This is a genomic window from Mesorhizobium sangaii (assembly GCF_014207355.1).
Classification (GTDB): domain Bacteria; phylum Pseudomonadota; class Alphaproteobacteria; order Rhizobiales; family Rhizobiaceae; genus Mesorhizobium; species Mesorhizobium sangaii.
The window spans coordinates 111242-135404 of the sequence record NZ_JACHEF010000005.1 but is presented as its reverse complement, the minus strand read 5'-3'; the positions used below and the strand labels follow the sequence as shown (position 1 = coordinate 135404).

Genomic DNA, 24163 nt, shown 5'->3' with positions numbered 1-24163 from the left:
ATGAAGATATTCAGGCGCATCCTTCGCATTGTCCTCTACACGCTGCTCATCGCTGTCGCCGGGGCGATCGGCGCGCTGGTGGTGCTGACCAAGACCGAGCGCGGACGCGACAATCTCGCCGGCATCATTTCGCGCCTGGCCTCGAGCGATGACCGCAAGATCACCGTCAGCGGTATCGACGGCATCTGGTCGGGTGCGCTCAGCGTCGACCATGTCGTGCTGGAAGACCGTCAAGGCGCCTGGCTGGTGGCGCGCAAGGTCGCCGTCGACTGGTCGCCGCTGGCGCTGCTGTCGAAAAGCTTCAGTGCCCAGCGCATCGCGGCCGAGCGCATCGAACTGGCGCGTCTGCCGGTCGCCAGTACGCAGCCGGTACAGAGCGGCGGCACGACGGCGCTGCCGGTCTCGCTTGACATCAAGCAGATCGACCTTCCCGAAATCGCGCTCGGCCAGGATCTGGCCGGCAGCGGCATCGCCGAGCTCGCCGCCAAGGGCATGCTCAAGGCCGACGCCGCGCCGCTGGCGGTCGAGACGACGCTCAACGTCACCCGCCATGACGGCAAGCAAGGCAATGTCGACGCCAAAGTCCATTTCGCGCCAGCCGACAACAAGCTCGACCTCGATCTGAAGGCATCGGAGCCGGCGGGCGGCATCATCGCCAACCTGCTCAATCTGCCTGATGCGCCGCCGGTCGACATCATTGTCTCGGGGACGGGGCCGCTCGCCAACTGGAGCGGCATCGGGACCTTCGTTGTCGACGGCCAGATCGTCACCCAGCTCACCGGGCGCCATCAACTGACCGACAAGGGCAATCACATCGAGGCCAAGGGCGACGGTGATTTCGCGCGCTTCCTGCCGGTCAATTTGAAGCCGCTGTTCGCCGGCAAGACCAGCTTCGATGTCGCGGGGACCGCCACATCGGCCGGCGGTGTCACCGTCGACCGCGCCAGCATCGACAGCGATGCGGTGCATGGCACCGCATCCGGCATCGTCGATCCTGCCGGTGCCAGCGATCTCGCAGTCGAACTCGCCGCCAAGGGCGCGCCTGTGGTGATCAGCGTCGGCAGCAAGGCGCAGCCGATCACGCTGGCGATCAACAACGCCACCGCACGCGCGTTCGGCGACGGCAAGACGCCGATCATCGACATCGGCGCCTCCTTCGTTTCGATTGTCGCCGGCGGCACGCGGCTGGACGATCTGGCGGCGCAGATCCATTCGGACGGCTTCGATATCCAGAATCGTGCCGGGCCGGTCACCGTCAAGCTAGCGGCGGGCGGCCTCAAAACCGACGTGGCGACACTGGCACCCTTGGTTACCGGCAAGGTCAATGTCGATCTGGCCGGGTCGGTCAGCAAGGATGCCATTGCCATCGACGAGGGCACGTTGCGCTCCGACGCGCTCAACGCCTCGCTGACCGCCACGGTCGCGCTTGCCGACCTGTCGATGCAGCTCAAGATGAATGCCGATGCCGTGGCGACGGCGTTGCCGCCGCAGATCGCCTCGGTGCTCGGCGCCCGGGTGAAGTTCTCGGCTGCGGCGACGCGCGATCCGCAGGGATCGTTCGCCGCCAACTCGATTTCATTCACCTCCGGCACGCTCAGCGCCAGCGGCACTGCCAGCGCGCAGGGCACCGACATCCAGGCCGATATCAAGGGCAAGCTGGGCGACGTTTCGGTGCTGTCGCCGATGGTTGGCGTGCCGGTTGCCGGCGGCGTCAATTTCGCGCTGTCGGCAAGCGGCGCCAGGACGGCGCCGGACTTCACGGTCTCCGCCGACAGCGACAGCCTGACGGCCTCGGGCCGCACGGTGAAGAGCGTAAAGCTGACGGCAAGCGGCAAGGCCGACATTGCGAGCCCCGCCGCCAATATCTCGCTAACCGGTTCGGTCAACGACCAGCCGCTCGACATCAAGGCAGCGCTGGTGACCAGCGAAGGCAAGCGTTCGATCAATGGGTTCCTGGTTTCGCTGGGCGACAACAAGGTCTCGGGCGATCTCGCGCTGGATGACAAATTCATGCCTTTGGGCACGCTGACGCTCGCCGCGCCCGCTATCGACCAATTGGCCGCGCTCGCCGGCCAGGCGGTGACGGGCGACATCGACGGCACTATCCGCTTCGCCAGGGATGGCGACGCACCATCGGTCTCGATCGACGCCAAGAGCACGTCGATCGCGCGCGGCGAGGTGACGGCCAAGGCCATCACCGTCAATGCGCTGATCGCCAATTATCTCAAGGCGCCGGCGATCGCCGGTTCGATCAAGGCCGACGGCGTCACCTCGGGAACCACGGAAATCGGCGGCATCGGCGTCGACCTGAAGCGCGACGGCGACTGGACCAATTTTACCGGTGGCGCCACCGTATCGGGCATTCCGGCGACCGCTGCCGGCCGGGTCAAGATCGCGGACGGGACCACCAGCATCGAGATCGCTTCGGGTGAAGCCACGGTCCGCGGCATCAAGGCCGCGATCGCGCAGCCATCGACGTTGAGCATCGCCAACGGCACGACCAGCATCGAAAGACTGGCGCTCGATGTCGGCGGCGGCTCGGTGACGCTGTCCGGCACCGCCGGCCAGGCGCTCGATCTCGCGGCGCAATTCTCGGCACTGCCGGCCACTCTTGCCAATGATTTTTCGCCCGGCCTCGATGCAGTGGGTACGCTCGGCGGCACTGCGCAAGTGACTGGATCGCCGTCGATGCCCGAGGTTCGGTTCAACGCACAATTGGCCGGCGTCGAAACCAGCCAGACCCGCCAGGCCGGGCTCGGGTTGCTCGCCGTCGATGCGGCCGGCAGCTACACCGTGGCCGGCGGCGTCGCTCTCGACCATGCGACGCTCTCCGGCGACAAGATTTCCGGCAAGGCGGCGGGCACCCTCAACCCGAACGGTGCCAGCGATTTCGCCCTCGACCTCGCCTCGACGGGACCCAGCCTGCCGCTGATGCTGGGCAGCGCGGAAAGCCCGATCAAGCTCGAACTGCAGGCACTGTCGGTAAAGGCAGCGGGGCAGGGCATGCGGCCGCGGCTCGACATTTCGGCGACGCTGCCCTCGGTCGCCACCAAGTTGACCAAGCTCGAAGGCGTCGCTGTCGCCCTGCATTCCGATGCTTTCGATCTGAAGTCCCGGACAGGGCCGATCTCCGGCACGGTGTCGGCCGACCGGATCGGCCTCGACAACCCAACCATCGCGCCGCTGATCGCCGGCAAGGTCACGGCCAAGGTTGCCGGCAGCCTCGCCGCCGATGCCATCATCATCGACAGCGGCTCGGTGACGAGCGATGCGCTGATCAGCGACTTTAGTGGCCGGGTATCGCTGGCCGACGGCGCCATCGAGCTCAATTTGAAAGCCGACGCCGCCTCCGCGGCGCTGCCGGCGGCGGTGCGCGGCGTGCTTGCCGAACGCACGGAACTGAGTGCGGCGCTGAAGCGCGATGCGTCGGGCAATGTCAATGTCGATGGATTGAAGCTGGTTTCGGGCGCGCTGACCGCGCAGGGCCAAGCGAGCCTCGCCGACAACAAGGTCGCCGCCGACATCAAGGGCGCGCTGAGCGACATCTCGCTGCTCTCGAAAGACGCCAAGGGTGCCATAGCCTTTGCGTTGAACGCCCAGGGCCCGGCGACCGCGCCCGACCTGTCGCTGACGGTCGACAGCGACCGGCTGCTCGTTGCGGCGCGCGAAATCACCGGGCTGAAGCTAACCGCCACCGGCAAGGCCGATGCCGCCACCCCGGCGGCGAATGTGCAACTCACCGGCAATGTCGCCGGCCAGGCACTGCAAGGCAGTGCGGTGCTGGCGACGGCGGATGGCAAAAGCGCCATCAACGGCCTGCTGCTGTCGCTCGGCAAGAACAGGATCTCCGGCGATCTGGCGCTGGACGAGAAGTTCGTGCCGGTGGGCACCATCGCACTCGACCTGCCCGATATCGGCCCACTGGCGGCACTTGCGCTGGAAAAGGCGGAAGGCGACGTGCGCGGCACCATTGCCTTTTCCAAGAATGGCACCGCGCCGCAAGCCGCGATCAAGGCGGCGACGGCGTCGATCTCGCGAGGCGATCTCCAGGCAAAGGCCGTTTCCGTCGATGCGCTCATCGCCAATTATCTCGCGGCTCCGGTGATTTCCGGAAAGGTCCGCGCCGACACCGTCACCTCCGGCGGCACGGTGATTAGCGGCATCAATGTGGATTTGAAGCGCGATGGCGACTGGACCGGCTTTTCCGGCGGCGCCACAGTCAAGGGTATCCCGGCGCAGGCGGCTGGCCGCGTGAAAGTGGCCAACGGCACGACCACCATCGAGCTTGCTTCCGGCCAGGCCGTGGTCAAGGGCATCAAGGCGGCCATCGCCCAAGCCTCGACCGTCAGCATTGCCAATGGCACGACGACGCTGGACCGGCTCGTGCTCAACCTGGGTGGCGGTACGGCGACGGTGACCGGCAAGGTCGGCACGGCGCTCGACATCAACGCGACGCTGGAGCGGGTGCCGATGTCACTTGCCAACAGTTTCTCGCCTGGCCTCGATGCCGCCGGTTCGATCTCGGGCACTGCGAAGGTGACGGGTGCTCCGGCGAGCCCCGCTGTTGCCTTCAACATCGACGCGGCCGGTGTGCAGACGTCGCAGACTCGGGGCGCGGGTGTCGGTGCGGTGAGTGTTGCTTCGTCCGGTACCTTCGCCGCCAACAAGCTGACCTTCAACGCCAATGTCAGCGATGGGGCTGGCCTTGGCCTCAAGGGCGGCGGTACCGTGACAACGGCAGGCACGCCGGCGCTGGTGCTCGATTTCAATGGCGCCGTGCCGTTCGGGCTGATCAGCCAGAAACTCGCCGCGCAGGGGCTGTCGCTGTCTGGAACCGCCAATGTCAATGTGCAGGTGCGCGGTCCCGCGACATCGCCTGTCATCGGCGGCTCGGTCAGCACCTCCGGCGCCCGCCTCGTCGATGCGCGCTCGGGCCTCGCGGTCAACGATCTCGCCGCCGACGTGTCGATCGCCGGCGGTGTTGCCAGGATCAACCGGCTGACCGGGACGCTGTCGACGCGCGGCAGCCTGTCGGCCAGTGGCACGGTCGGCATCAATCCGGCGCAAGGGTTTCCGGCCGATCTGTCGATCAAGCTGGTCGACGGCCGCTATACGGACGGCCGCGTGGTGACAGCCAATCTCGGCGGCGACCTGACGATCAAGGGGCCGCTGACCTCCGCACCGGTGATTGCCGGCACCATCAATCTCGCCAAGACGGTGATCACGGTTCCGGACAAGCTGCCAGGCTCGCTGGCGGCACTCGACGTCAAGCACAAGAATGCGCCTGGCGCCGTGCTGGCACAGGACAAGGCGCTGCGCCCGCCGACGACCGGTGGCGGTGGCGGTGGCGGTGGCAGCGGCCTCGCCCTCGATGTCACGGTCAACGCCCCGAACCAGATATTCATCCAGGGCAGGGGCGTCGATGCCGAACTCGGCGGCTCGCTCAGGCTGACCGGCCCGGCATCGTCGCCGCAAGCGGTCGGCACCTTCACGCTGCAGCGCGGGCGGCTGTCGATCCTCGGCAAGCGGCTGACCTTCACCGAAGGCACGGTCGGCTTTTCCGGCTCGCTGGTGCCTTACCTTAATTTGACGGCGACAACGACGACGAGCAGCACCACCGTCACCATCGTGGTGTCGGGCGAGGCGACCAATCCGAAATTCACCTTCTCCTCGGTGCCGGCGCTGCCCGAGGACGAGGTGCTGGCGCAGCTGATCTTCGGGCGCTCGATGTCGAACCTGTCGCCGCTGCAGATCGCCCAGCTCGCCGAAGCGGCCGGGCAACTGGCCGGGGTCGGTGGCTCGACGTCGCTGCTTGAAAACCTGCGCAGCGCGATCGGCGTCGACGATCTCGACGTCACCACCGACGACAAGGGCGGTACCGCAGTTTCGGCGGGCAAGTATTTGAACGACCGCACCTATGTGACGATCCAGAAAGGTGACAAGCCGGGTTCCGGCAAAGCCACCATCGACCTCAATGTCGGGCGCGGCGTCAAACTGCGCGGCGAGGCCAATGATGCCGGCGAAGCCAAGGGCGGCATCTTCTACGAGAAGGAATATTGAGATTTCGGCGAGGCTTTTGGCCCCATGTTGGCCCCAGGCTGGCGCTGTCCGGCCTTGAGTAAATGTCTCAGTTTATTTGACTATCGAGATTCCAGAGGAATCCGTCGGGCAGTAGCAATTTTGCGCCAAGACTGTCGTTATCACGCGAACCGCTCGCTTTCCAAAGTTGCACATTCGCTAACATGTTCCAATCCATACCGGCTTTGACATCATGGCCTGGATGCGGAATGTTAAAAGGCGGAAAGCCAACAATGGGAGTTAAGTCATGACAATTTATAAGAGTAACGGCGATCGCGTTCCCGATCACATCCTGGCCATGGCCGAAGACGCCAAGGCAGGCAAGGTGGATCGCCGCGAATTCCTGGCCATGGCCAGCGTGTTCGGCGCGTCGACGGCAATGGCTTACGGCTTGCTCGGCCTCGCCGACCCGACGCCGGCGAAGGCCGAAGAGGTAAAAGGCAAGAAGGGCGGCACGCTGAAGATCGCCCAGTGGATCAAGGATCCGAAGGACCCGCGCAAGGCCGACTGGTCGGAAATCGCCAATGCCGAGCGCCAGGCGCTCGAGCCGCTGGTCAAGTACACATCCGAATACACGTTCCGCCCCTATCTCTTGGAAAGCTGGGACGTGAACGACGACGCTACGCAGTACACGCTGCATGTGCGCAAGGGCGTCACCTGGTCAAATGGCGACCCCTTCACCGCCGATGACGTCATCTTCAACCTCAAGCGCTGGGCCGACAAGAAAGCCGAAGGCAATTCCATGCCCGGCCGTCTCGGCTCGCTTGTGAAGGACGACAAGCTCGACGAAAGCGCCGTGACAAAGCCGGACGACCACACGGTCGTGCTGAAGCTCGCCAAGCCTGACATCGCGCTGATCCCGAACATGTGCGACTATCCCGGTCTCATTGTTCACAAGAGCTTCGATGAGAAGGGCGGCGATTTCAAATCCTGCCCGATCGGCACCGGCCCGTTCGAGCTGGTCTCCTACGATGTCGGCCAGAAGGTGGTCTACAAGCGCCGCACCGACGACAAGTGGTGGGACGGCGAAGTGTTCCTCGATGGCCTGGAATTCATCGACTACGGCACCGATCCGGCAGCCATGGTCAGCGCTTTCGAAGCCGGCGAAGTCCACACCAACTTCGAGACCTCGGCCGACTACGTGTCGATCCTCGACGGCATGGACCTGGTTAAGTCGGAAATCGTCACGGCGTCGACCATCGTCTGCCGCACCAACGTCAACAACAAGCCCTATGGCGATCAGAAGGTGCGCAACGCGTTGCAGCTCGCGGTCGACAACAATGTCGTTCTTCAGCTCGGCTACGGCAATGCCGGCACCGTTGCCGAAAACCACCATGTCTGCCAGATTCACCCGGAATATTACGAGCTTGCGAAGGTCGCCCGCGATCCGGCCAAGGCAAAGGCGTTGATGGCGGAGGCAGGCCAGGCCGACTTCGAGCACGAGCTGATCACCGTCGACGAGGACTGGCACAAGAACACCGGCGATGCGATCGCCGCCCAGATGCGCGACGCCGGCCTCAAGGTGAAGCGCACCGTGCTGCCTGGCTCGACGTTCTGGAACGATTGGACCAAGTATCCGCTGTCGATGACCAACTGGAACATGCGGCCGCTTGGCGTCCAGGTGCTTGCGATCGGCTATCGCACAGGCGAGGCCTGGAACGAGACGGCCTGGTCGAACCCCGACTGGGACGCCAAGCTCAATGCAGCGCTCGCCGTTGCCGACGCCGCCAAGCGCAAGGAAATGATGAAGGACATCGAGCAGATCCTGCAGGATTCCGGCATCTTGATCCAGCCATACTGGCGCAAGCTCTACAGCCACTCGGTCAAGGCGGTGCAGAACTACAAGATGCATCCGACCTTCGAGCGCGACTACGGCAAGGTCTGGCTCGACCAGGCCTGATCGCACGGATCGGGAAAGGGGCGTCAGTCCCTTTCCCTTGCTCTTTGCATCATCGGTGCCTGTTGGTCCGCGCTTCTCAAAAAATGTTGCGGACTCCCAGGCAAGGTCATGCAACAAAAACAGGTTGATCGCATCCAAAGGCCTGCCTGACAGCCAGCCCCGCCGGTCACGGCAGGGTTGGCTTTCATAGCCGGCTCAAACCCCAACCCATCGGCAGGGGACCGCCATGCTTTCTTTCGTTATCAGGCGCCTTGGCACCATGGCATTGACGATGCTGTGCCTGACCATGATCGTCTTCTTCCTGATCAACCTTGAACCCAATCTGAAGAAGCTGGCGATTAGCCAAACCGAAATGCATACATCTGCCGAGCAGCTCGAGAGTTGGCTGGTCAACCATGGCTATCGGCAGAACTTCTTCGTCCGCTATGCACAGTGGCTGGGCGTCGTGCCCAAGCAGCCGGTGACCGACCCGGCGACCGGCAAGCCGGCGCAGCGTTTCTCCTTCTGTAACGATCCGGTCGTGCCGACCTTCGCTGGCGTTCTCGAGGGCGATTTCGGCTGCTCTACCAAGTTCAAGGCTAGCGTCGCCTCGAAACTGTTTCCCGCCCTTGGCGCGACCGGCACCCTGATGCTCTGCGTGCTGGCGGTGATGGTGCCTATCTCGCTGCTGATCGGCATTCTGGCTGGCATGCGCGAGGGGTCGCGAACCGACCGCGTGCTGTCGGTGGCCTCGATCGCCTCGACGGCGACACCCGAATATGTGTCGGGCGTCATCTTCACCGTCATCTTCGCCTCATGGCTTGGCTGGCTGAACGGCTCGGCGGCTTCGGCCAGCCAGGGCATCACCTTCTATAATTTCACTTTGCCGGTCATGACGCTGGCGATCTACGGCATCGGCTACATCGCCCGCATGACGCGCGCTTCGATGGTCGAGGTGATGACGCAGCAATATATCCGTACCGCCCGATTGAAGGGCCTCTCCTTCGGCAGTGTGGTGGTCAAACATGCGTTGCGCAACGCTCTGATCGCGCCGTTCACCGTCATCATGCTGCAGTTTCCATGGCTGCTCACCGGCGTCGTCATCGTCGAGGTGATGTTCCGCTATCAGGGCTTCGGTTACACGCTGGTCGAAGCGGCCGGCAACAACGACATCGACCTGCTGCTCGGCTGCTCGCTGGTTTCGGTGTTCATCGTCTTGATCACGCAGCTCATTTCCGATGTCGGCTACGCGTTTCTCAACCCGCGTATCAGAGTTCAGTAGGGAGCGAAGCGGATGCCGGTCCAATACATCAGTGCCTTCACCGTCGTTCTCGAAGTGCTGTCGCGCTTCTGGCCGGTCTGGATCGCGCTCCTCATCGTCATGGGAGCGAGCTTCGCCTATAAGAAGAAGCTGGCGCTCTACGGCCAGTTGTTCGACAGCGGCGTCGGCATCGTCGGCGTCGGCATCTGCCTGTTCTGGCTGTTCACGGCGATCTTCGCCGCAACCATCTCGCCTTTCGATCCGCTGGCTCAGGTCCCCATCATGAAGGACGTGCTGCCGGGCGCCATCGAGCCGCAATCGGGGCTGACCTATCTGTTCGGCGGCGACAAGCTGGCGCGCGATGTGTTTTCGCGCATGGTCTATGGCAGCCAGATCGTACTGATCATCGCGCCTGCCGCGACGGGTTTCGCGCTGATGGTCGGCATCACGCTCGGCCTGCCTGCTGGCTACTATGGCGGCAAGATCGACACCGTGCTGTCGTTCCTGGCCAATCTCGTGCTGGCCTTCCCGGTGATCCTGCTGTTCTACCTGCTGGTGACGCCGGGCATCATGGACACGCCGATCCCCTATGCGATGGCCGGCGTGTTCTTCCTGTTTCCGATCATCTTCTTCAGCGTGTTGTTCTGGACGCGCTACAAGAACCGGCCCGACCGGCTCTACATCCTGCTCGGCATCACCTTGATCGTCGGTGGCTGGATCTATGCCGGCCTGGTGTTCGACGCCGATCCGCTGAAGATCGTGCACATCGACCCCAACCAGCTCAACATCTTCGTGGCGGTGGTGTTCGCCTCCAGCCCCGGCGTGTTCCGTATCGTGCGCGGCCTGGTGATGGACATCAAGACGCGCGACTATGTGGCGGCGGCGCAGACGCGCGGTGAATCACCCTGGTACATCATGCTGTGGGAGATCCTGCCCAATGCACGCGGGCCGCTGATCGTCGATGCCTGCCTGCGCATCGGCTACACCACCATCCTGCTCGGCACGCTCGGTTATTTCGGCCTTGGCCTGGCGCCGGAAAGCCCGGACTGGGGCACCGCGATCAAGGACGCCAGCCGGCTGTTGCGCTCCTTCATCCATCCGGCGCTGCCGCCGACGATCGCACTGATGTCGTTCGTGCTGGGCTTGAACCTGTTGGCCGACTCGCTGCGCGAACAATCGATGAAAGACTAATGGACGGATCTTCAACCCCAAGAACGAAGAGCCGGCCTGAAACAAGGATTGGAGCGACCCATGAATGAGGCAGTTCGAAATCCCGCCAAGCCGACCAATGGGCCGATCATCGAGATCGAGAACCTGTCGATCTCCTTCTTCACCCGCAAGGGCGAGATCCCGGCCGTCATGGATTTTTCCTGCACGGTCATGCCGGGCGAGGCGATGGGCATCGTTGGTGAATCCGGCTGCGGCAAGTCGACCGTGTCGCTCGGCATCATGCGTGACCTCTCCAACATCGGGAAGATCGTCGGCGGCAAGATCAAGTTCCAGGGCAAGGACATGGGCGAGCTCTCCGACGAGGAGCTGCGCGCCATCCGCGGCAACAAGATCGCCATGATCTACCAGGAGCCGATGGCGAGCCTCAATCCGGCGATGAAGGTCGGCCAGCAATTGATGGAAGTGCCGCTGATCCACGACAAGGTGTCGAAGGAAGAGGCCTATAAACGGGCGCTCGAAATGGTGCGCTCGGTCAAGCTGCCCGACCCCGAGCGCATGATGCGCTCCTATCCGCACCAGCTCTCAGGCGGCCAGCAGCAGCGCATCGTCATCGCCATGGCGCTGCTGTCGAAGCCGGCACTGCTTCTGCTCGACGAGCCGACGACGGCGCTCGACGTGACTGTGGAGGCGGGCATCGTCGATCTGGTCAAGGGGCTCGGCGAGAAGTTCGGCACCTCGATGATCTTCGTGTCGCACAATCTCGGCCTGATCCTGGAGACCTGCGACCGCATCACGGTGATGTATTCGGGTGAGGCTGTGGAGACCGGCAAGATTAAGGACGTGTTCGACCGCATGCGACATCCCTACACGCAAGGGCTGTTCCGCTCGATCCCGCTGCCCGGCGCGGACAAGAACTCGCGGCCACTGATCTCCATCCCGGGGCAATTGCCGCTGCCGCATGAGCGGCCGAAGGGCTGCAATTTCGGCCCGCGCTGCCACCATTTCGTTGAGGGCGTCTGCAACGCCGCCGAAATCCCTATGATCGAGGTCGCGGGCCACGAAGGCCATTTCTCGCGCTGCGTGCGTTTCAACGAGATCGATTGGGAAGCGCTGCCGCCCGGCGCCAAGAAGGTCAATGAGCGCGTCGTGCCCGGCGCGCCGGTGCTCAAGATCGAGGATCTGAGAAAATACTACAAGGTCGGCGGCAGCGAGGTGTTCGGCTCGAGCGAAGGCCGCGTCGTCAAGGCCAACGAGACGATCTCGTTCATGGCGCGCGAATCCGAGACGGTCGCCATCGTCGGCGAATCCGGCTGCGGAAAGTCGACATTGGCCAAGGTGCTGCTTGGGCTGGAGACGGCAAGTGCCGGCACGGTGACGCTGGGTAACAAGGAAATCCAGTCGACCGGTATCGAGAACCGTAGTGTCGAAACCGTGTCGTCGATCCAGATGGTATTCCAGAACCCGTTCGACACGCTCAATCCCAGCCATTCGGTCGGTTCGCAGATCATCCGCACCCTGGAGAAATTCAATGTCGGCAAGACGGTTGCCGACCGCCGCAAGCGCATGCTGGAACTGCTCGACCTGGTGAAGCTGCCGCGGGCGTTCGAAACCCGCAAGCCGCGCCAACTCTCGGGCGGCCAAAAGCAGCGCATCGGCGTGGCGCGCGCCTTTGCCGGCGACGCCAAGGTGGTGGTGGCCGACGAGCCGGTGTCGGCACTCGACGTGTCCGTGCAGGCGGCAGTGACCGAACTCTTGATGGACATCCAGCGCAAGAACAAGACGACGATGCTGTTCATCAGCCACGATCTGTCGGTGGTGCGCTACATTGCCGACCGTGTCGTCGTCATGTATCTCGGCTATATCGTCGAGCAAGGCACGACCGACCAGATCTTCGCGCCGCCCTATCACCCCTACACCGAGGCGCTGCTGTCGGCGATCCCGATCGCCGACACCAGCGTGGTGAAGCGGCACATCGTGCTGGAGGGTGACATTCCTTCGGCGATGAACCCACCGTCAGGCTGTCCGTTCCAGACGCGCTGCGGCTACAAGAAGCTGGTGCCGGACAATTTGTGCGAAACCAAGGTGCCGCCGGTCAAGCATCTTGGCGACGGCCATATGAGCCTATGCTGGCTGGCCGACGACGTGCTGGCCAAGATGGAACCGGTGATCAAGTTCGACAAGGAACACGCCGCGCATGAGGGCGTGCCGGAAGATGCGCCGCATGTTTCGGAGGCGCCCACACCCAAGCCTCCACGCGGCAAGGAGCCGAACTGACCGACGCAGCCGGGGGCAACTCGGCGGCGTGGTCAGTTGCCGCACTGGCTCAGCTGCTGTGCATAGTCCCGCGCCATCTTGTCGGTGGCCCGCGCATAGCCCTGCACGCCGGCATCGCCGCGGTTGCCGCGGCCATAGGCGGTCCAGCCGAGGTAGTAGGCGAGATAGAGATTGTAGGTGTCGTTGCGGGCGACGCCATAGCTGTCTGCCGTCTTGGAGTGATACCAGCCGACGAAATCGACGGCGTCGGCAAATTTCGTCCGCCGCGCCGCCCAGTTGCCGGTCTCCCTCTGATATTGCGACCAGGTGCCGTCCAGTGCTTGCGAGAAGCCGGTGGCCGACGAGACGTGCTTCCATGGAATGAAGCCGAGCAGCTTGGTGCGCGGCGGCCGGGCATTGCTCTTGAAGCCGGATTCCTTGCGCACCGTCGCCATCAGCACGGGAACCGGCACGCCGTATTTCTCCTGCGTGCGCTCGGCGGCCGACTGCCAGTTGTCGAACCAGCCGTCGTTCTGGTCGAAGACGGCGCAGACATTGTTGATATGATTGGGCGCCGTCGCGCAGGCCGAAAGCGCCAGCAGCACGCAAACCGCAGCAATTTTACTAAAACTCGAACTACGCATTGGAGGAGCAATAGTCCGAAAACATAAAAGGAATCTTGCGCCGTTCGTTAATGCATCGGCGCAGCCGCTCGAGGATATCCAGTACTGATAAAACGACGTAGTTGGTCGTTTTTCTTAAAAGAGGATCACAGAAATGCCGCCGTGGCTAAAATCACGCCCGCAAACGGCGCATTTCTGACAGCTTGTCTGGTTCGCCGGGGCTTTGATATCAGGCATGAACGAACCCAGACGCAAACGCGGCGCCGAGCGCACCAGCAACAGGGGGCCGTCGGCCATCCCACAATTGCCGCTCCGGCGGGTGACCAATCCCTATCCGCCCATGGCGATGCTCTCGGCCGACCAGATCGAGCAGATCCATCAGGCGTCGATGCACATATTGGAGAATTTCGGCATCGAGGTGATGAGCCCGCGCGCGCTGTTGCTGTTCGAGAAGGCCGGTGCCAGGGTCGATCATGCCTCGGCGAATGTCCGTATCGATCGCGGCCTGGTCACCGAGGCCCTGAAAACCACGCAGTCCAGCTATGTGCTGACGCCGCGCAATCCGGCCAATGCCGTTCATCTCGGCGGCAACACCATCAACTTCACGCTCGTCGCCGGACCGCCCAACGTGCATGACATGGAACGCGGCCGCCGCGCCGGCAATCTGCGCGACTATTCGGACCTCACCCGGCTGGCGCAGCATTTCAACTGCATCCACATGCTCGGCAACCAGGTCTGCGCGCCAGTGGAACTGCCCGCGAATTCCCGCCATCTCGACACCTATTTCACCAATCTGACGCTGACCGACAAGAGTTTCCACGTCTCGGCGATCGGCCGGGGCAGGGCGCTGGACGGCATCGAGATGATGGCGATTGCCCGCGGACTGACGCTCGACCAGCTGCGCGACGATCCGGGGATCACCACCATCATCTCGGTCAACTCGCCGCGTCGCTTCGACGAGATGATGGCCGAGGGGCTGATGACGATGGCCGAGTTCGGCCAGTCGGTGGCGGTGACGCCGTTCACGCTGATGGGGGCAATGAGCCCGGTAACGCTGGCCGGCGCGCTGGCGCAGCAGAATGCAGAGGCGCTGTTCGGCGTGGTGCTGACGCAATTGGTGCGCCCCGGTGCGCCTGTCATGTACGGCGCCTTCACCTCCAATGTCGACATGAAGTCCGGCGCGCCGGCCTTCGGCACGCCGGAGAATACCAAGGCCAACATCGCGTCGGGGCAATTGGCGCGGCGCTACAATCTGCCCTACCGCACCACGCCGGGTTCCGCCTCCAACGCCGCCGATGCGCAGGGCACTTATGAGACGCTGATGGCGCTGTGGGGCGCGGTGCTCGGCCATGGCAACCTCGTCTATCATGCCGCCGGCTGGCAGGAGGGCGGACTGACGGCGTCGTTCGAGAAGCTCATCATCGATGTCGAGATGATCCAGCACATGATGGAGTTCCTGCGCCCGATCGAGGTCAACGAGGCGGAGCTTGCCGTCGAAGCGCTTGGCGCGGTGCCGACCGGCGGCCATTTCTTCGGCGAGCCGCATACGCTCGAGCGCTACGCCACCGCCTTCTACCAGCCGATGCTGTCCAATTGGCAGAATTACGAAGCCTGGCAAGAGGCCGGTGGCCTCGACGCCACGGCGCGGGCGACGCGGCTGTGGAAGAAGGCGCTCGAGGATTATGTCGAGCCGGTGATGGATGTCGCCGTGCGCGAAGCGCTGGAGGCCTACATGGCCAAGCGGCGTGAAGCGATCGGGCAGGGCGAACCGTGATGCCTTCCGTTTCGATTCATCTCACCCATCCAACTCACTGATGTCAGAGAAAAATCCATGAAATCGCATGCAAAGGTCGTGGTCATTGGCGGCGGCGTCGTCGGGTGCTCCGTGCTGTTCCATCTGGCCCGCCATGGCTGGACCGACGTCGTGCTTCTGGAGCGTGACGAACTGACCTCGGGCTCGACCTGGCACGCGGCCGGCGGCATGCACACGATTAATGGCGACCCCAACGTCGCCAAGCTGCAGAAATACACCATCAACCTCTATAAGGAGATCGAGGAGCTTTCCGGCCAGGCGACCGGCGTGCACCTGACCGGCGGTGTGCTTCTGGCGGCGACCGAGGCGCGGCTGGACTGGCTGCGCGGCGTCGTCGCCAAGGGGCGCTATCTCGGCATCGAGCTCGAGGAGATCTCGCCCTGCGAGGCGGCCGAACTGATGCCGCTGCTAGATCCCAAGCAGTTCGTCGGCGCTGTCAGAAACAAGGAGGACGGCCATCTCGATCCGTCGGGGGTGACCCATGCCTATGCCAAGGCCGCACGCAAACTCGGCGCCGAGGTCGAGCGCTTCACCAAGGTCGAGGACATCGTGCGGCGTGCCGATGGGATGTGGCGCGTCATCACCGACAAGGGCGAGGTGGTGGCCGAGCATGTCGTCAATGCCGGCGGTCTGTGGGCGCGCGAGGTCGGCCGCATGGTCGGGCTCGAACTGCCGGTGCTGGCGATGGAGCACATGTACCTGATTACCGAGGACATGCCGGAGGTCGCCGCCTGGAACGCCAAGACCGGCACGGAGATCATCCATGCGGTCGACTTCGACGGCGAGCTTTATCTGCGCCAGGAGCGCGGCGGCATGCTGATGGGTACCTATGAGAAGGCCAACAAGCCGTGGTCCGAGTTCCAGACGCCATGGAATTTCGGCCATGAATTGCTGGCGCCGGACATCGACCGCATCGCGCCATCGCTCGAGGTTGGGTTCCGGCATTTCCCGGCGTTCCAGAACACTGGCATCAAGCAGATCATCAACGGCCCTTTCACCTTCGCGCCGGACGGCAACCCGCTGGTCGGGCCGGTGCGCGGCCTGCCGGGTTTCTGGGTTGCTTGTGGAGTCATGGCCGGCTTCAGCCAAGGCGGCGGCGTCGGCCTGGCGCTGTCAAACTGGATGATCGAGGGCGATCCCGGCGCCGATATCTGGGCGATGGATGTCGCGCGCTATGGCGACTGGGCGACGATGGCCTACACCAACGCCAAGGTGCGCGAGAACTATTCCAGGCGCTTTTCGATCCGCTTCCCAAATGAGGAACTGCCCGCCGGGCGGCCGCTGAAGACGACGCCGGTCTATGATCTGCTGTCGGCCAAGGGCGCGCAATGGGGCGTCGCCTATGGGCTGGAGGTACCGCTGTGGTATGCGCCCGAAGGCGTCAAGGACGAGTTCTCGTGGCGCCGCTCGAGCGATTTCACCCAGGTCGCCAGGGAGGTCGCGACCGTTCGCGACGGTGTCGGCCTGTCCGAGATTTCGACCTTCGCCAAATACAAGGTGACGGGCGTGGGAGTGGCCGCCTGGCTCGACCGGATGCTCGCCTGCAAATTACCCGGGCCCGGCCGCATGACGCTGGCGCCGATGCTGAAGGAGGACGGCAAGCTGATCGGCGACTTCACGCTGGCCAATCTCAGCAGTGAGGGCTGGTTCCTCGCCGGCTCCGGCATCGCCGAGCAATACCATATGCGCTGGTTCGAGAATCACCTGCCTCGCGATGGTTCGGTCCGTATCGAGGCGCTGGGGCCGAAACTCACCGGCCTTGCGATCGCCGGGCCGAGAGCGCGGGAAGTGTTGGCCAAGGTCAGCCGCGCGGATGTCTCCAACGCCGTTTTTCCGTTCATGGCGGTTGCAAAAATGGACATCGGCATGGCGCCGTGCTTGGTCGGCCGCGTCAGTTACACCGGCGATCTCGGCTACGAGATCTGGGTGGCGCCGGAGTATCAGCGCGCTGCATTCCAGACCCTGATGGCGGCCGGCGAGGAATTCGGCATCGGCCTGTTCGGCTCGCGGGCGCTGAACGCGCTGCGGCTGGAAAAGAATTACGGCTCATGGGCGCGCGAGTACCGGCCGATCTATGGGCCGCTGGAAGCCGGGCTCGACCGCTTCGTTGCCTACAGCAAGGATGCTGATTTCATCGGCAAGGCCGCGGCACTCGCCGAGCGCAAGCAGGGCGGCAAGCTGCGCCTGCGCGCCTTCATCGTCGATGCCGACGACGCCGATGTCATCGGCGACGAACCGATCTGGTTCGACGGCATTGTGCGCGGCTGGGTGACTTCGGGCGGCTACGCGCATCATTCGAAGAAGTCCGTTGCCGTCGGCTATGTGCCGAAGGAGATCGCCGACGAGAGCGACGGCTTCGAGATCGAACTCCTGGGCAAGCGGCATGCCGCGCGCATGCAGGCGGCGCCACTGTTCGACGCCAATTTCGAACGGATTCGCGCCTGAAGCGCTTCGGCTTCGCCGCTGCGCTTCAGGTCCTTTTTATGGATGTCGTCATCCCAACCCGCTGGGCGTGTGCGACATGCATCGGGCGGCTGGTTGAGCGTCAGGCGCTACGGCGGTTGTCCAACGCAAAAGCGCCGGCACCGGCAAACACCAGATAGAGGAAGATGAAGCAGAACGAGATCGCCAAATCGCCGCCGTTGTTGATCGGGAAGAAGTCGCGCGGCATGTGTGCCATGAAATAGGCGATCGCCATTTCGCCGGCCAGCAGGAACGCGACCGGGCGGGTGAACAGGCCCAGCGCCAACAGGATGCCGCCGGCGAATTCGAGAATTGCAGCAGTGAGTGTCAGCCCAGTGAGCGCGTGGGGTTGGTCGCTGATGGGAAAATTGAACAATTTCTGGCTGCCGTGCTCGATGAACTGCAGCGCCGTCATGATGCGCAGCACGCCCAGAACCTGCGGCTGATACTTGGCGAGGCTTTCGAAAAGCTTCATAAATGACTCCATTTGTCGCTTCCCGACCGGCCATAGATTGTCGCTGGGCAACGGACCATTCACTTCCCATGGCATGCCATCAACAATCGGTGATTGGAAATATTCCCCGGTTTGACCTTTCATATTGTTCTCGTGTGGGTTGCAATTGTATCGCTATGGTTGTATCCATAATATGGTCATTCCGAACATGTGGGGTTCCCTTGGTCATGAAAAAAGTCGTCGTCAGCCTATTCGCAATCCTTGCAGGGACCAGCTTCGCCATGGCCGAGGATGCCGGCTGCGAGGCCTTCAAATGGCCGGTGACGCGGGAACAGGCGTTGTTTGCCGCAGCGCCTGCAAGGCCGTCCGGAGCGACGCTGGTGGTGGGTGCTGCTGCGGATCTGGCACTGGTGCCGGCGGAGAAAGCCGGTTTTGCGCTGCCACCCGAACATGCCCCCGCATCAGGCACGTTCGGTGCCGTGGCCAGCGTCGAGGTGCCGGCCGAGGGGGCCATTCAGATAAGTCTGTCAGGCGAGGCCTGGATCGATGTCATTCAGGATGGCCACGCCTTGAAGTCAGTGGGCTATAGCGGCGTGAAAACCTGCCCCGGCATCCGCAAGAGTGTGCGTTTCAAGCTCGCGGCCGGACCGGCCACCGTCCAGTTCAGCGGCGCGAAAAAGGCAGACCTGAAGGTCGCGGTGCTAGCGCCGGAATAGGTCGGCGCCAGGGCCGAGGAATACGGCCTTTCATCGGCGGTGCGATGAAAGGCCGTCTCTGTGCGCCAGGTGGCGCTGAGCGCCGTCAGCGCACCGGCGCCATCAGTGCGAAATGGGCGCCTTGCGGGTCCTGGCATTGTACGATCCAGCTGCCGCCGGGGACCTCCATCGGGCCCATCAGGATTTTGCCGCCATTGTCGGTCACGCGCTTGGCGGCCGCGTCGATGGCCGCAACGTTGAAGTAGAACTGCCAGACCGGGACCGGGATCTGCTGCGGCTTGTTCATGATGCCGCCGCCGGATTCGGGGCCGGCTGTGAAGGTCTGGTAGGTGCCCATCGGGCCCATGTCGAAATCGCCGGCATTGGCCCAGCCAAACTGGTCGGAATAGAAATCGAACGCGGCCTTCCAGTCCGATGTGTAAAGCTCGTGCCAGCCGATATGGCCCGGTGTGCTGGCCGGCACGATGGGCTGGTCCGGGCCGTTCGGCTGCAGGAACATGAAGGTCGCGCCTTGCGGATCGGCGACGACGGCAAAGCGGCCGACGCCCGGAATGTTGTCGGGCTTGCGGTGAACCGCACCGCCGGCTTTCTCCAGCGATGCCGTCGCGGCATCGACGTCTTTTGTATGGATGTAGCCGAGCCAGGCGGGCGGCATGCCCATCTTGGCGGCGTCCTCGGGCATCGTCATCAGCCCGCCGACGCCGCGCTCGCCGACATTCATGACGATGTAGCGCGGCATGCCGGGGGCCTTGTCGAAAGGCTGCGCAGTCCAGCCGACCACCTTGGTGTAGAACGCCTCCGCGGCGTCCAGATCTGTGGTCATCAATTCGTACCAGAAAAAGGGCATCGGGGATTTTGGCATGGTCGGTCTCCTCACTGGTTATGCAACGATCGTCGGTCGATCCATCCTAGGACGATCTTCACGATGGAAATCCGACAATCGCCCAAACAAGAATGTCTATTCATGACAAGCGTTGCCGGGTTGCGCGCCGAGCGGTTTTCGATTTCTCTGCGGTGGAGAGGGGATGTCGTTTCATGCGCCGGATGTCGCTCACGCCTGAGCTTGTCGCACTGTGCCATCGGGAGGAGGCCGATCCTGGCCCTGACCCGAGCTGGACGGAGTTGAAGGACGAGGATTTCCGGCCTCTTGCCTTGCGGCTGTCCGATGAAGCCGACGAGGGGCCGCTTTGGGTATTCGCCTATGGATCGCTAATCTGGAAGCCGGAGTTCGAGTCGGTCGAGCAGCGGCTCGCCACGGCCTTTGGCTGGCACCGCTCCTTCTGCCTCGACATGGTGCGGTGGCGCGGCAGCGCCGAGCAGCCGGGGCTGATGATGGCGCTCGAACGGGGTGGACGGTGCAATGGCGTCATCTATCGCTTGCCGGAGGGCGAAAAACCGGCCCAGATCGAAAGGCTGCTGCGGCGCGAGATCAGCGACCACGAAAGTATCGACACGGTCAGGTGGCTGCCGGTGCATACGGCACAAGGGTCGCTGCGCGCGCTTGGCTTCTGGGTCGGCGTTAAGGGCAGGGGAACGTCGCTGAAGCAGCCGCTGGACAAGGTGGCGAGCGTGCTGGCCAGAGCCTGCGGGCACATCGGATCCGGCGCCGAATATCTCTACAATACGGTCAGTCATCTCGAAGCGTTCGGCATCCACGACCGCAATCTGTGGCGGTTGCAGGAGCTGGTCGCGGATGAGGTGCGGGCTATCCATGGCCATGCTGTCGAGCCCAGCCATTCGCTCGCACTCTAAACGCCATAACATGAGAAACGCCATAACATGAGTAGAAAAATCATGTTTTATCCAGCCTTTTCAGCGCTTTGCACCGAAAATTGACCAATTGATAAAAAAATAAAACGTGCTAGCCTTCCCCAAAACAAAACATGGGGAACTGACGATGCCAGAAGGCCAGTTCAAGGAAGGCATTGCCGGCGGCCGGCTCCAAGCCGACCAGTATGCGGATAATTTTTCCGACCTGCACCCGCCACTCGATCACCATGAGGCGCTGGTCGAATCCGACCGCTGCTATTTCTGCTACGACGCGCCGTGCATGAATGCATGCCCGACCTCGATCGACATTCCGCTGTTCATCCGCCAGATATCGACCGGTAATCCGATCGGTTCTGCCAAGACGATCTTCGACCAGAACATTCTGGGCGGCATGTGCGCCCGGGTCTGCCCGACCGAGACGCTGTGCGAGGAGGTTTGCGTGCGCGAGGTGGCGGAAGGCAAGCCGGTGCAGATCGGCCGCCTGCAGCGCTATGCCACCGATGTTGCGATGGGCGAGAACAAGCAGTTTTACCAACGCGCCACTGCCACCGGCAAGACGGTCGCCGTGGTCGGCGCAGGGCCGGCAGGCCTCGCCGCTGCACACCGGCTCGCCCGCCATGGTCATGACGTGACCATCCTGGAAGCGCGACCGAAGGCCGGCGGGCTCAACGAATACGGCATCGCCGCCTACAAGAGCGTCGACAATTTCGCCCAGGCCGAAGTCGACTACGTCACCGCCATCGGCGGCATCGACATCCAGAACGGCAAGGCACTTGGCCGCGACTACCAGCTGTCCGACCTGATGCGCAACTACGATGCCGTGTTCCTCGGCATGGGGCTTGGCGGTGTCAATGCGCTGCGTGCCGATGGCGAGGATGCCGACGGCGTCACCAATGCGGTCGAGTTCATTGCCGAACTGCGCCAGGCCAGTGATCTCGCCAGCCTGCCGGTCGGCCGGCGCGTCGTCGTCATCGGCGGCGGCATGACGGCGATCGACGCGGCGGTGCAGTCGAAGCTACTCGGCGCCGAGGAAGTAACGATCTGCTACCGGCGCGGCCAGGAGCAGATGAACGCTTCCGGGTTCGAACAGGATCTGGCCGCGGCCAACGGCGTCACCATCCGCCACTGGCTGCAGCCGAAGCGGGTGATTGCCGAAGGCGGCAAGGTGTCGGCCATCGAACTCGAATACACCGCCATGAACGGCGAACAGCTTGCAGGCACCGGCGAGAGGCTAACACTGGTCGCCGACCAGGTGTTCAAGGCGATCGGCCAGAGTTTCGTGCCGGCCGCGCTTAACGGCAGCGGTGCCGAGATCGAGCTCGAGGCCGGCCGCATCAAGGTCGATGCGGAAGGGCGCACCTCGCTCGCCAAGGTCTGGGCCGGCGGCGACTGCATCTTCGGCGGCGACGACCTCACCGTTTCGGCCGTGGCGCAAGGCCGCGACGCGGCGGAGAGCATCCACAGGAGTCTTGCTCAGGGATAGGATCATGGCCACGGTGGAACCGGGCATCGCCCGTCACTACGACATATCGGGCCTGGAGGAGCGGATCATTGCCGCGCTCGCCGATAGCGGCGCGGACGTTGCCAATCTGCGTGCAAGCGATCTCGAAGCGGTCGACGAATTTCACATTGGCGGCGTTGCCGCGACCAAGGCACTCGTCGGGCAGATGGGGCTGAAGCCGGGGACAATGCTTCTCGACATCGGGTCGGGCGTCGGAGGGCCGGCCCGCTTTGTGGCCAACAATGTTGGCGCCGATGTTACCGGCATCGACCTCACGCAAAGCTATGTCGATATCGCGGCCAGCCTGTCCGAGCGAACCGGCATGGCGGGCAAGACGCGGTTCGTGCAAGGCAGTGCGCTGGACATGCCATTCGCGGATGCCAGCTACGATGCGGCGATCATCCTGCATGTCGGCATGAACCTCCCCGACAAGCCGGGACTGATGAGCGAGGCTGCCCGGGTGCTGCGGCCGGGCGGCGTTTTCGCCGTCTACGATGTGATGCGGCTGAAGGACGGCGCGCTGACCTATCCGCTACCATGGGCGTCCGATGAAACCATGTCCTTCGTAGCCACCCCGGACGACTATCGCTCGGCGGCCGTCGCTGCGGGGTTCTCTGTGATCGCCGAGCGGCCGCGCGGCGCCTTTGCCATCGAGTTCTTTGCCGCGATGCGTGAGCGCCTGGCAGCCGCGCAAGCGGAAGGCAGCAAGCCGCCGCCCGGCGTCGGCCTCGTCATGGGCGAGGACGCCCGCACCAAGATCGCCAATCTCACCGCCGCACTTGAAGGCGGCATTCTTGCACCCGTCGAACTGCTCCTTCGTCTCGGTTGAAAGGGACCTGTCATGGCAGACATCCGCAATAATTTCGTCGGCATCAAATCGCCCAATCCGTTCTGGCTGGCCTCGGCGCCGCCCACCGACAAGGCTTACAACGTCATCCGCGCCTTCAAGGCCGGCTGGGGCGGCGTTGTCTGGAAGACACTTGGCGAGGAAGGCCCGCCGGTGGTCAACGTCAACGGCCCGCGTTACGGCGCGATCTGGGGCGCCGACCGGCGATTGCTCGGCCTCAACAACATCGAGCTGATCACCGACCGCGATCTGCAGGTCAATCTGCGCGAGATCAAGCAGGTCAAGAAGGACTGGCCCGACCGCGCCATCGTCGTCTCGCTGATGGTGCCGTGCGTCGAAGAGAGCTGGAAGGCGATCCTGCCGGTGGTCGAGGAGACTGAGGCCGACGGCATCGAGCTCAATTTCGGCTGCCCGCACGGCATGTCGGAACGCGGCATGGGTGCCGCCGTCGGCCAGGTGCCGGAATACATCGAAATGGTGGTGCGCTGGTGCAAGGCCAACACCCGCATGCCTGTCATCACCAAGCTGACGCCCAACATCACCGATGTGCGCAAGCCCGCGCGTGCCGCGCTTGCCGGCGGCACCGACGCGGTGTCGCTGATCAACACCATCAATTCTATCACTGGCGTCGACCTCGACAGTTTCGCGCCGCAGCCGACCATCGACGGCAAGGGTTCGCATGGCGGCTATTGCGGCCCGGCGGTGAAGCCCATCGCCATGAACATGGTGGCCGAGATCGCGCGCGATCCCGAAACCCACGGCTTGCCGATCTCCGGCATCGGCGGCATCACCACCTGGCGTGACGCGGCCGAGTTCATGGCGCTCGGCGCCGGTAATGTGCAGGTCTGCACGGCGGTGATGACCTACGGCTTCAAGATCGTGCAGGAGATGATCGCCGGTCTGGAAAACTGGATGGACGAGAAGGGCCATGCTTCGCTCGACGACATCGTCGGCCGCGCCACGCCCAACGTCACCGACTGGCAGTACCTCAACCTCAATTATGTCGCCAAGGCCCGTATCGACCAGGACGCCTGCATCAAATGCGGCCGCTGCCACATTGCCTGCGAGGACACTTCGCACCAGGCGATCACCAGCATGGTCGACGGCAAGCGGCATTTCGAGGTGATCGAAGCCGAGTGCGTCGGCTGCAATCTGTGCGTCAACGTCTGTCCGGTCGAGAATTGCATCACCATGGAGCCGCTCGCGGCAGGCGCGATGGACCAACGCACCGGCAAGCCGGTGTCGCCGATCTATGCCAACTGGACGACGCATCCGAACAACCCGATGGCCAAGGTGGCCGCGGAGTAGGGGCAGCCATTCGTCGAAAAAAGCGGC

15 protein-coding genes are annotated in these 24163 nt (G+C 63.6%); 12 read left to right on the top strand and 3 right to left on the bottom strand.

Going from position 1 to position 24163, the window contains the following annotated elements; all coding sequences use genetic code 11:
- From HNQ71_RS23405 to HNQ71_RS23385, 5 genes are all read left to right on the top strand, one after another.
- Entirely contained in the window at positions 1-6060 is a 6060-nt protein-coding gene (locus HNQ71_RS23405) for a translocation/assembly module TamB domain-containing protein (RefSeq protein WP_184875000.1), read from the top strand.
- Between the two features lie 265 nt (positions 6061-6325).
- Positions 6326-7978 (top strand): ABC transporter substrate-binding protein, encoded by a 1653-nt coding sequence (locus HNQ71_RS23400; protein WP_184874999.1) that lies wholly within the window; start codon positions 6326-6328, stop codon positions 7976-7978.
- A 226-nt stretch (positions 7979-8204) separates the two neighbouring features.
- Positions 8205-9239, top strand: coding sequence for an ABC transporter permease (locus tag HNQ71_RS23395; protein ID WP_184874998.1), 1035 nt, complete (start codon positions 8205-8207; stop codon positions 9237-9239).
- 12 nt (positions 9240-9251) lie between these two features.
- A complete protein-coding gene (locus HNQ71_RS23390; RefSeq protein WP_184874997.1) occupies positions 9252-10409 on the top strand; it encodes an ABC transporter permease in 1158 nt (385 codons plus the stop codon).
- 60 nt (positions 10410-10469) lie between these two features.
- Entirely contained in the window at positions 10470-12662 is a 2193-nt protein-coding gene (locus HNQ71_RS23385; protein ID WP_184874996.1) for a dipeptide ABC transporter ATP-binding protein, read from the top strand.
- A gap of 32 nt (positions 12663-12694) precedes the next feature.
- Here the strand turns inward: HNQ71_RS23385 and HNQ71_RS23380 are convergent, their stop codons facing one another.
- A complete protein-coding gene (locus HNQ71_RS23380) occupies positions 12695-13285 on the bottom strand; it encodes a transglycosylase SLT domain-containing protein (RefSeq protein ID WP_184874995.1) in 591 nt (196 codons plus the stop codon).
- 214 nt (positions 13286-13499) lie between these two features.
- Here HNQ71_RS23380 and HNQ71_RS23375 point away from each other — a divergent pair, with 214 nt between their 5' ends.
- Together HNQ71_RS23375 and HNQ71_RS23370 are read left to right on the top strand one after the other, a co-directional pair.
- Positions 13500-15038, top strand: a complete 1539-nt coding sequence (locus HNQ71_RS23375; RefSeq protein ID WP_184874994.1) for a trimethylamine methyltransferase family protein — start codon at positions 13500-13502, stop codon at positions 15036-15038.
- Positions 15039-15095: 57 nt separating this feature from the next.
- Complete coding sequence (locus tag HNQ71_RS23370) at positions 15096-17522, top strand: GcvT family protein (RefSeq protein ID WP_184874993.1); 2427 nt, start codon at positions 15096-15098, stop codon at positions 17520-17522.
- A gap of 100 nt (positions 17523-17622) precedes the next feature.
- Here the strand turns inward: HNQ71_RS23370 and HNQ71_RS23365 are convergent, their stop codons facing one another.
- Positions 17623-18015 carry a DoxX family protein gene (locus tag HNQ71_RS23365; protein ID WP_184875572.1) on the bottom strand — a complete coding sequence of 131 codons (393 nt, stop codon included), beginning with the start codon at positions 18013-18015 and terminating at the stop codon, positions 17623-17625.
- Between the two features lie 206 nt (positions 18016-18221).
- On the opposite strand from HNQ71_RS23365, the gene HNQ71_RS23360 reads away from it, so the two are divergent.
- Positions 18222-18710 (top strand): hypothetical protein, encoded by a 489-nt coding sequence (locus HNQ71_RS23360; protein WP_184874992.1) that lies wholly within the window; start codon positions 18222-18224, stop codon positions 18708-18710.
- 85 nt (positions 18711-18795) lie between these two features.
- Here HNQ71_RS23360 and HNQ71_RS23355 read toward each other — a convergent pair whose 3' ends face one another.
- A complete protein-coding gene (locus HNQ71_RS23355) occupies positions 18796-19572 on the bottom strand; it encodes a VOC family protein (protein WP_184874991.1) in 777 nt (258 codons plus the stop codon).
- Between the two features lie 173 nt (positions 19573-19745).
- Between HNQ71_RS23355 and HNQ71_RS23350 the strand changes: the two genes are divergently transcribed.
- The 4 genes from HNQ71_RS23350 (at position 19746) to preA (ending at position 24136) form a co-directional block, all read left to right on the top strand.
- Positions 19746-20462 carry a gamma-glutamylcyclotransferase gene (locus HNQ71_RS23350; protein WP_184874990.1) on the top strand — a complete coding sequence of 239 codons (717 nt, stop codon included), beginning with the start codon at positions 19746-19748 and terminating at the stop codon, positions 20460-20462.
- 145 nt (positions 20463-20607) lie between these two features.
- Positions 20608-21963 (top strand): NAD(P)-dependent oxidoreductase, encoded by a 1356-nt coding sequence (locus HNQ71_RS23345; RefSeq protein ID WP_184874989.1) that lies wholly within the window; start codon positions 20608-20610, stop codon positions 21961-21963.
- A gap of 4 nt (positions 21964-21967) precedes the next feature.
- Positions 21968-22810 carry a class I SAM-dependent methyltransferase gene (locus tag HNQ71_RS23340; RefSeq protein ID WP_184874988.1) on the top strand — a complete coding sequence of 281 codons (843 nt, stop codon included), beginning with the start codon at positions 21968-21970 and terminating at the stop codon, positions 22808-22810.
- Positions 22811-22822: 12 nt separating this feature from the next.
- On the top strand, positions 22823-24136 hold the full coding sequence (gene preA, locus HNQ71_RS23335) for an NAD-dependent dihydropyrimidine dehydrogenase subunit PreA (RefSeq protein ID WP_184874987.1): 1314 nt from the start codon (positions 22823-22825) through the stop codon (positions 24134-24136).
- Positions 24137-24163: the final 27 nt, after the last annotated feature.

What these genes read in the sequence shown, in the direction of transcription:
- HNQ71_RS23405 (WP_184875000.1), top strand. Translation starts at nt 1, where the DNA reads ATGAAGATATTCAGGCGCATCCTTCGCATTGTCCTCTACACGCTGCTC.
- HNQ71_RS23400 (WP_184874999.1), top strand. Translation starts at nt 6,326, where the DNA reads ATGACAATTTATAAGAGTAACGGCGATCGCGTTCCCGATCACATCCTG.
- HNQ71_RS23395 (WP_184874998.1), top strand. Translation starts at nt 8,205, where the DNA reads ATGCTTTCTTTCGTTATCAGGCGCCTTGGCACCATGGCATTGACGATG.
- HNQ71_RS23390 (WP_184874997.1), top strand. Translation starts at nt 9,252, where the DNA reads ATGCCGGTCCAATACATCAGTGCCTTCACCGTCGTTCTCGAAGTGCTG.
- HNQ71_RS23385 (WP_184874996.1), top strand. Translation starts at nt 10,470, where the DNA reads ATGAATGAGGCAGTTCGAAATCCCGCCAAGCCGACCAATGGGCCGATC.
- HNQ71_RS23380 (WP_184874995.1), bottom strand. Translation starts at nt 13,285, where the DNA reads ATGCGTAGTTCGAGTTTTAGTAAAATTGCTGCGGTTTGCGTGCTGCTG.
- HNQ71_RS23375 (WP_184874994.1), top strand. Translation starts at nt 13,500, where the DNA reads ATGAACGAACCCAGACGCAAACGCGGCGCCGAGCGCACCAGCAACAGG.
- HNQ71_RS23370 (WP_184874993.1), top strand. Translation starts at nt 15,096, where the DNA reads ATGAAATCGCATGCAAAGGTCGTGGTCATTGGCGGCGGCGTCGTCGGG.
- HNQ71_RS23365 (WP_184875572.1), bottom strand. Translation starts at nt 18,015, where the DNA reads ATGAAGCTTTTCGAAAGCCTCGCCAAGTATCAGCCGCAGGTTCTGGGC.
- HNQ71_RS23360 (WP_184874992.1), top strand. Translation starts at nt 18,222, where the DNA reads ATGAAAAAAGTCGTCGTCAGCCTATTCGCAATCCTTGCAGGGACCAGC.
- HNQ71_RS23355 (WP_184874991.1), bottom strand. Translation starts at nt 19,572, where the DNA reads ATGCCAAAATCCCCGATGCCCTTTTTCTGGTACGAATTGATGACCACA.
- HNQ71_RS23350 (WP_184874990.1), top strand. Translation starts at nt 19,746, where the DNA reads ATGCGCCGGATGTCGCTCACGCCTGAGCTTGTCGCACTGTGCCATCGG.
- HNQ71_RS23345 (WP_184874989.1), top strand. Translation starts at nt 20,608, where the DNA reads ATGCCAGAAGGCCAGTTCAAGGAAGGCATTGCCGGCGGCCGGCTCCAA.
- HNQ71_RS23340 (WP_184874988.1), top strand. Translation starts at nt 21,968, where the DNA reads ATGGCCACGGTGGAACCGGGCATCGCCCGTCACTACGACATATCGGGC.
- preA (WP_184874987.1), top strand. Translation starts at nt 22,823, where the DNA reads ATGGCAGACATCCGCAATAATTTCGTCGGCATCAAATCGCCCAATCCG.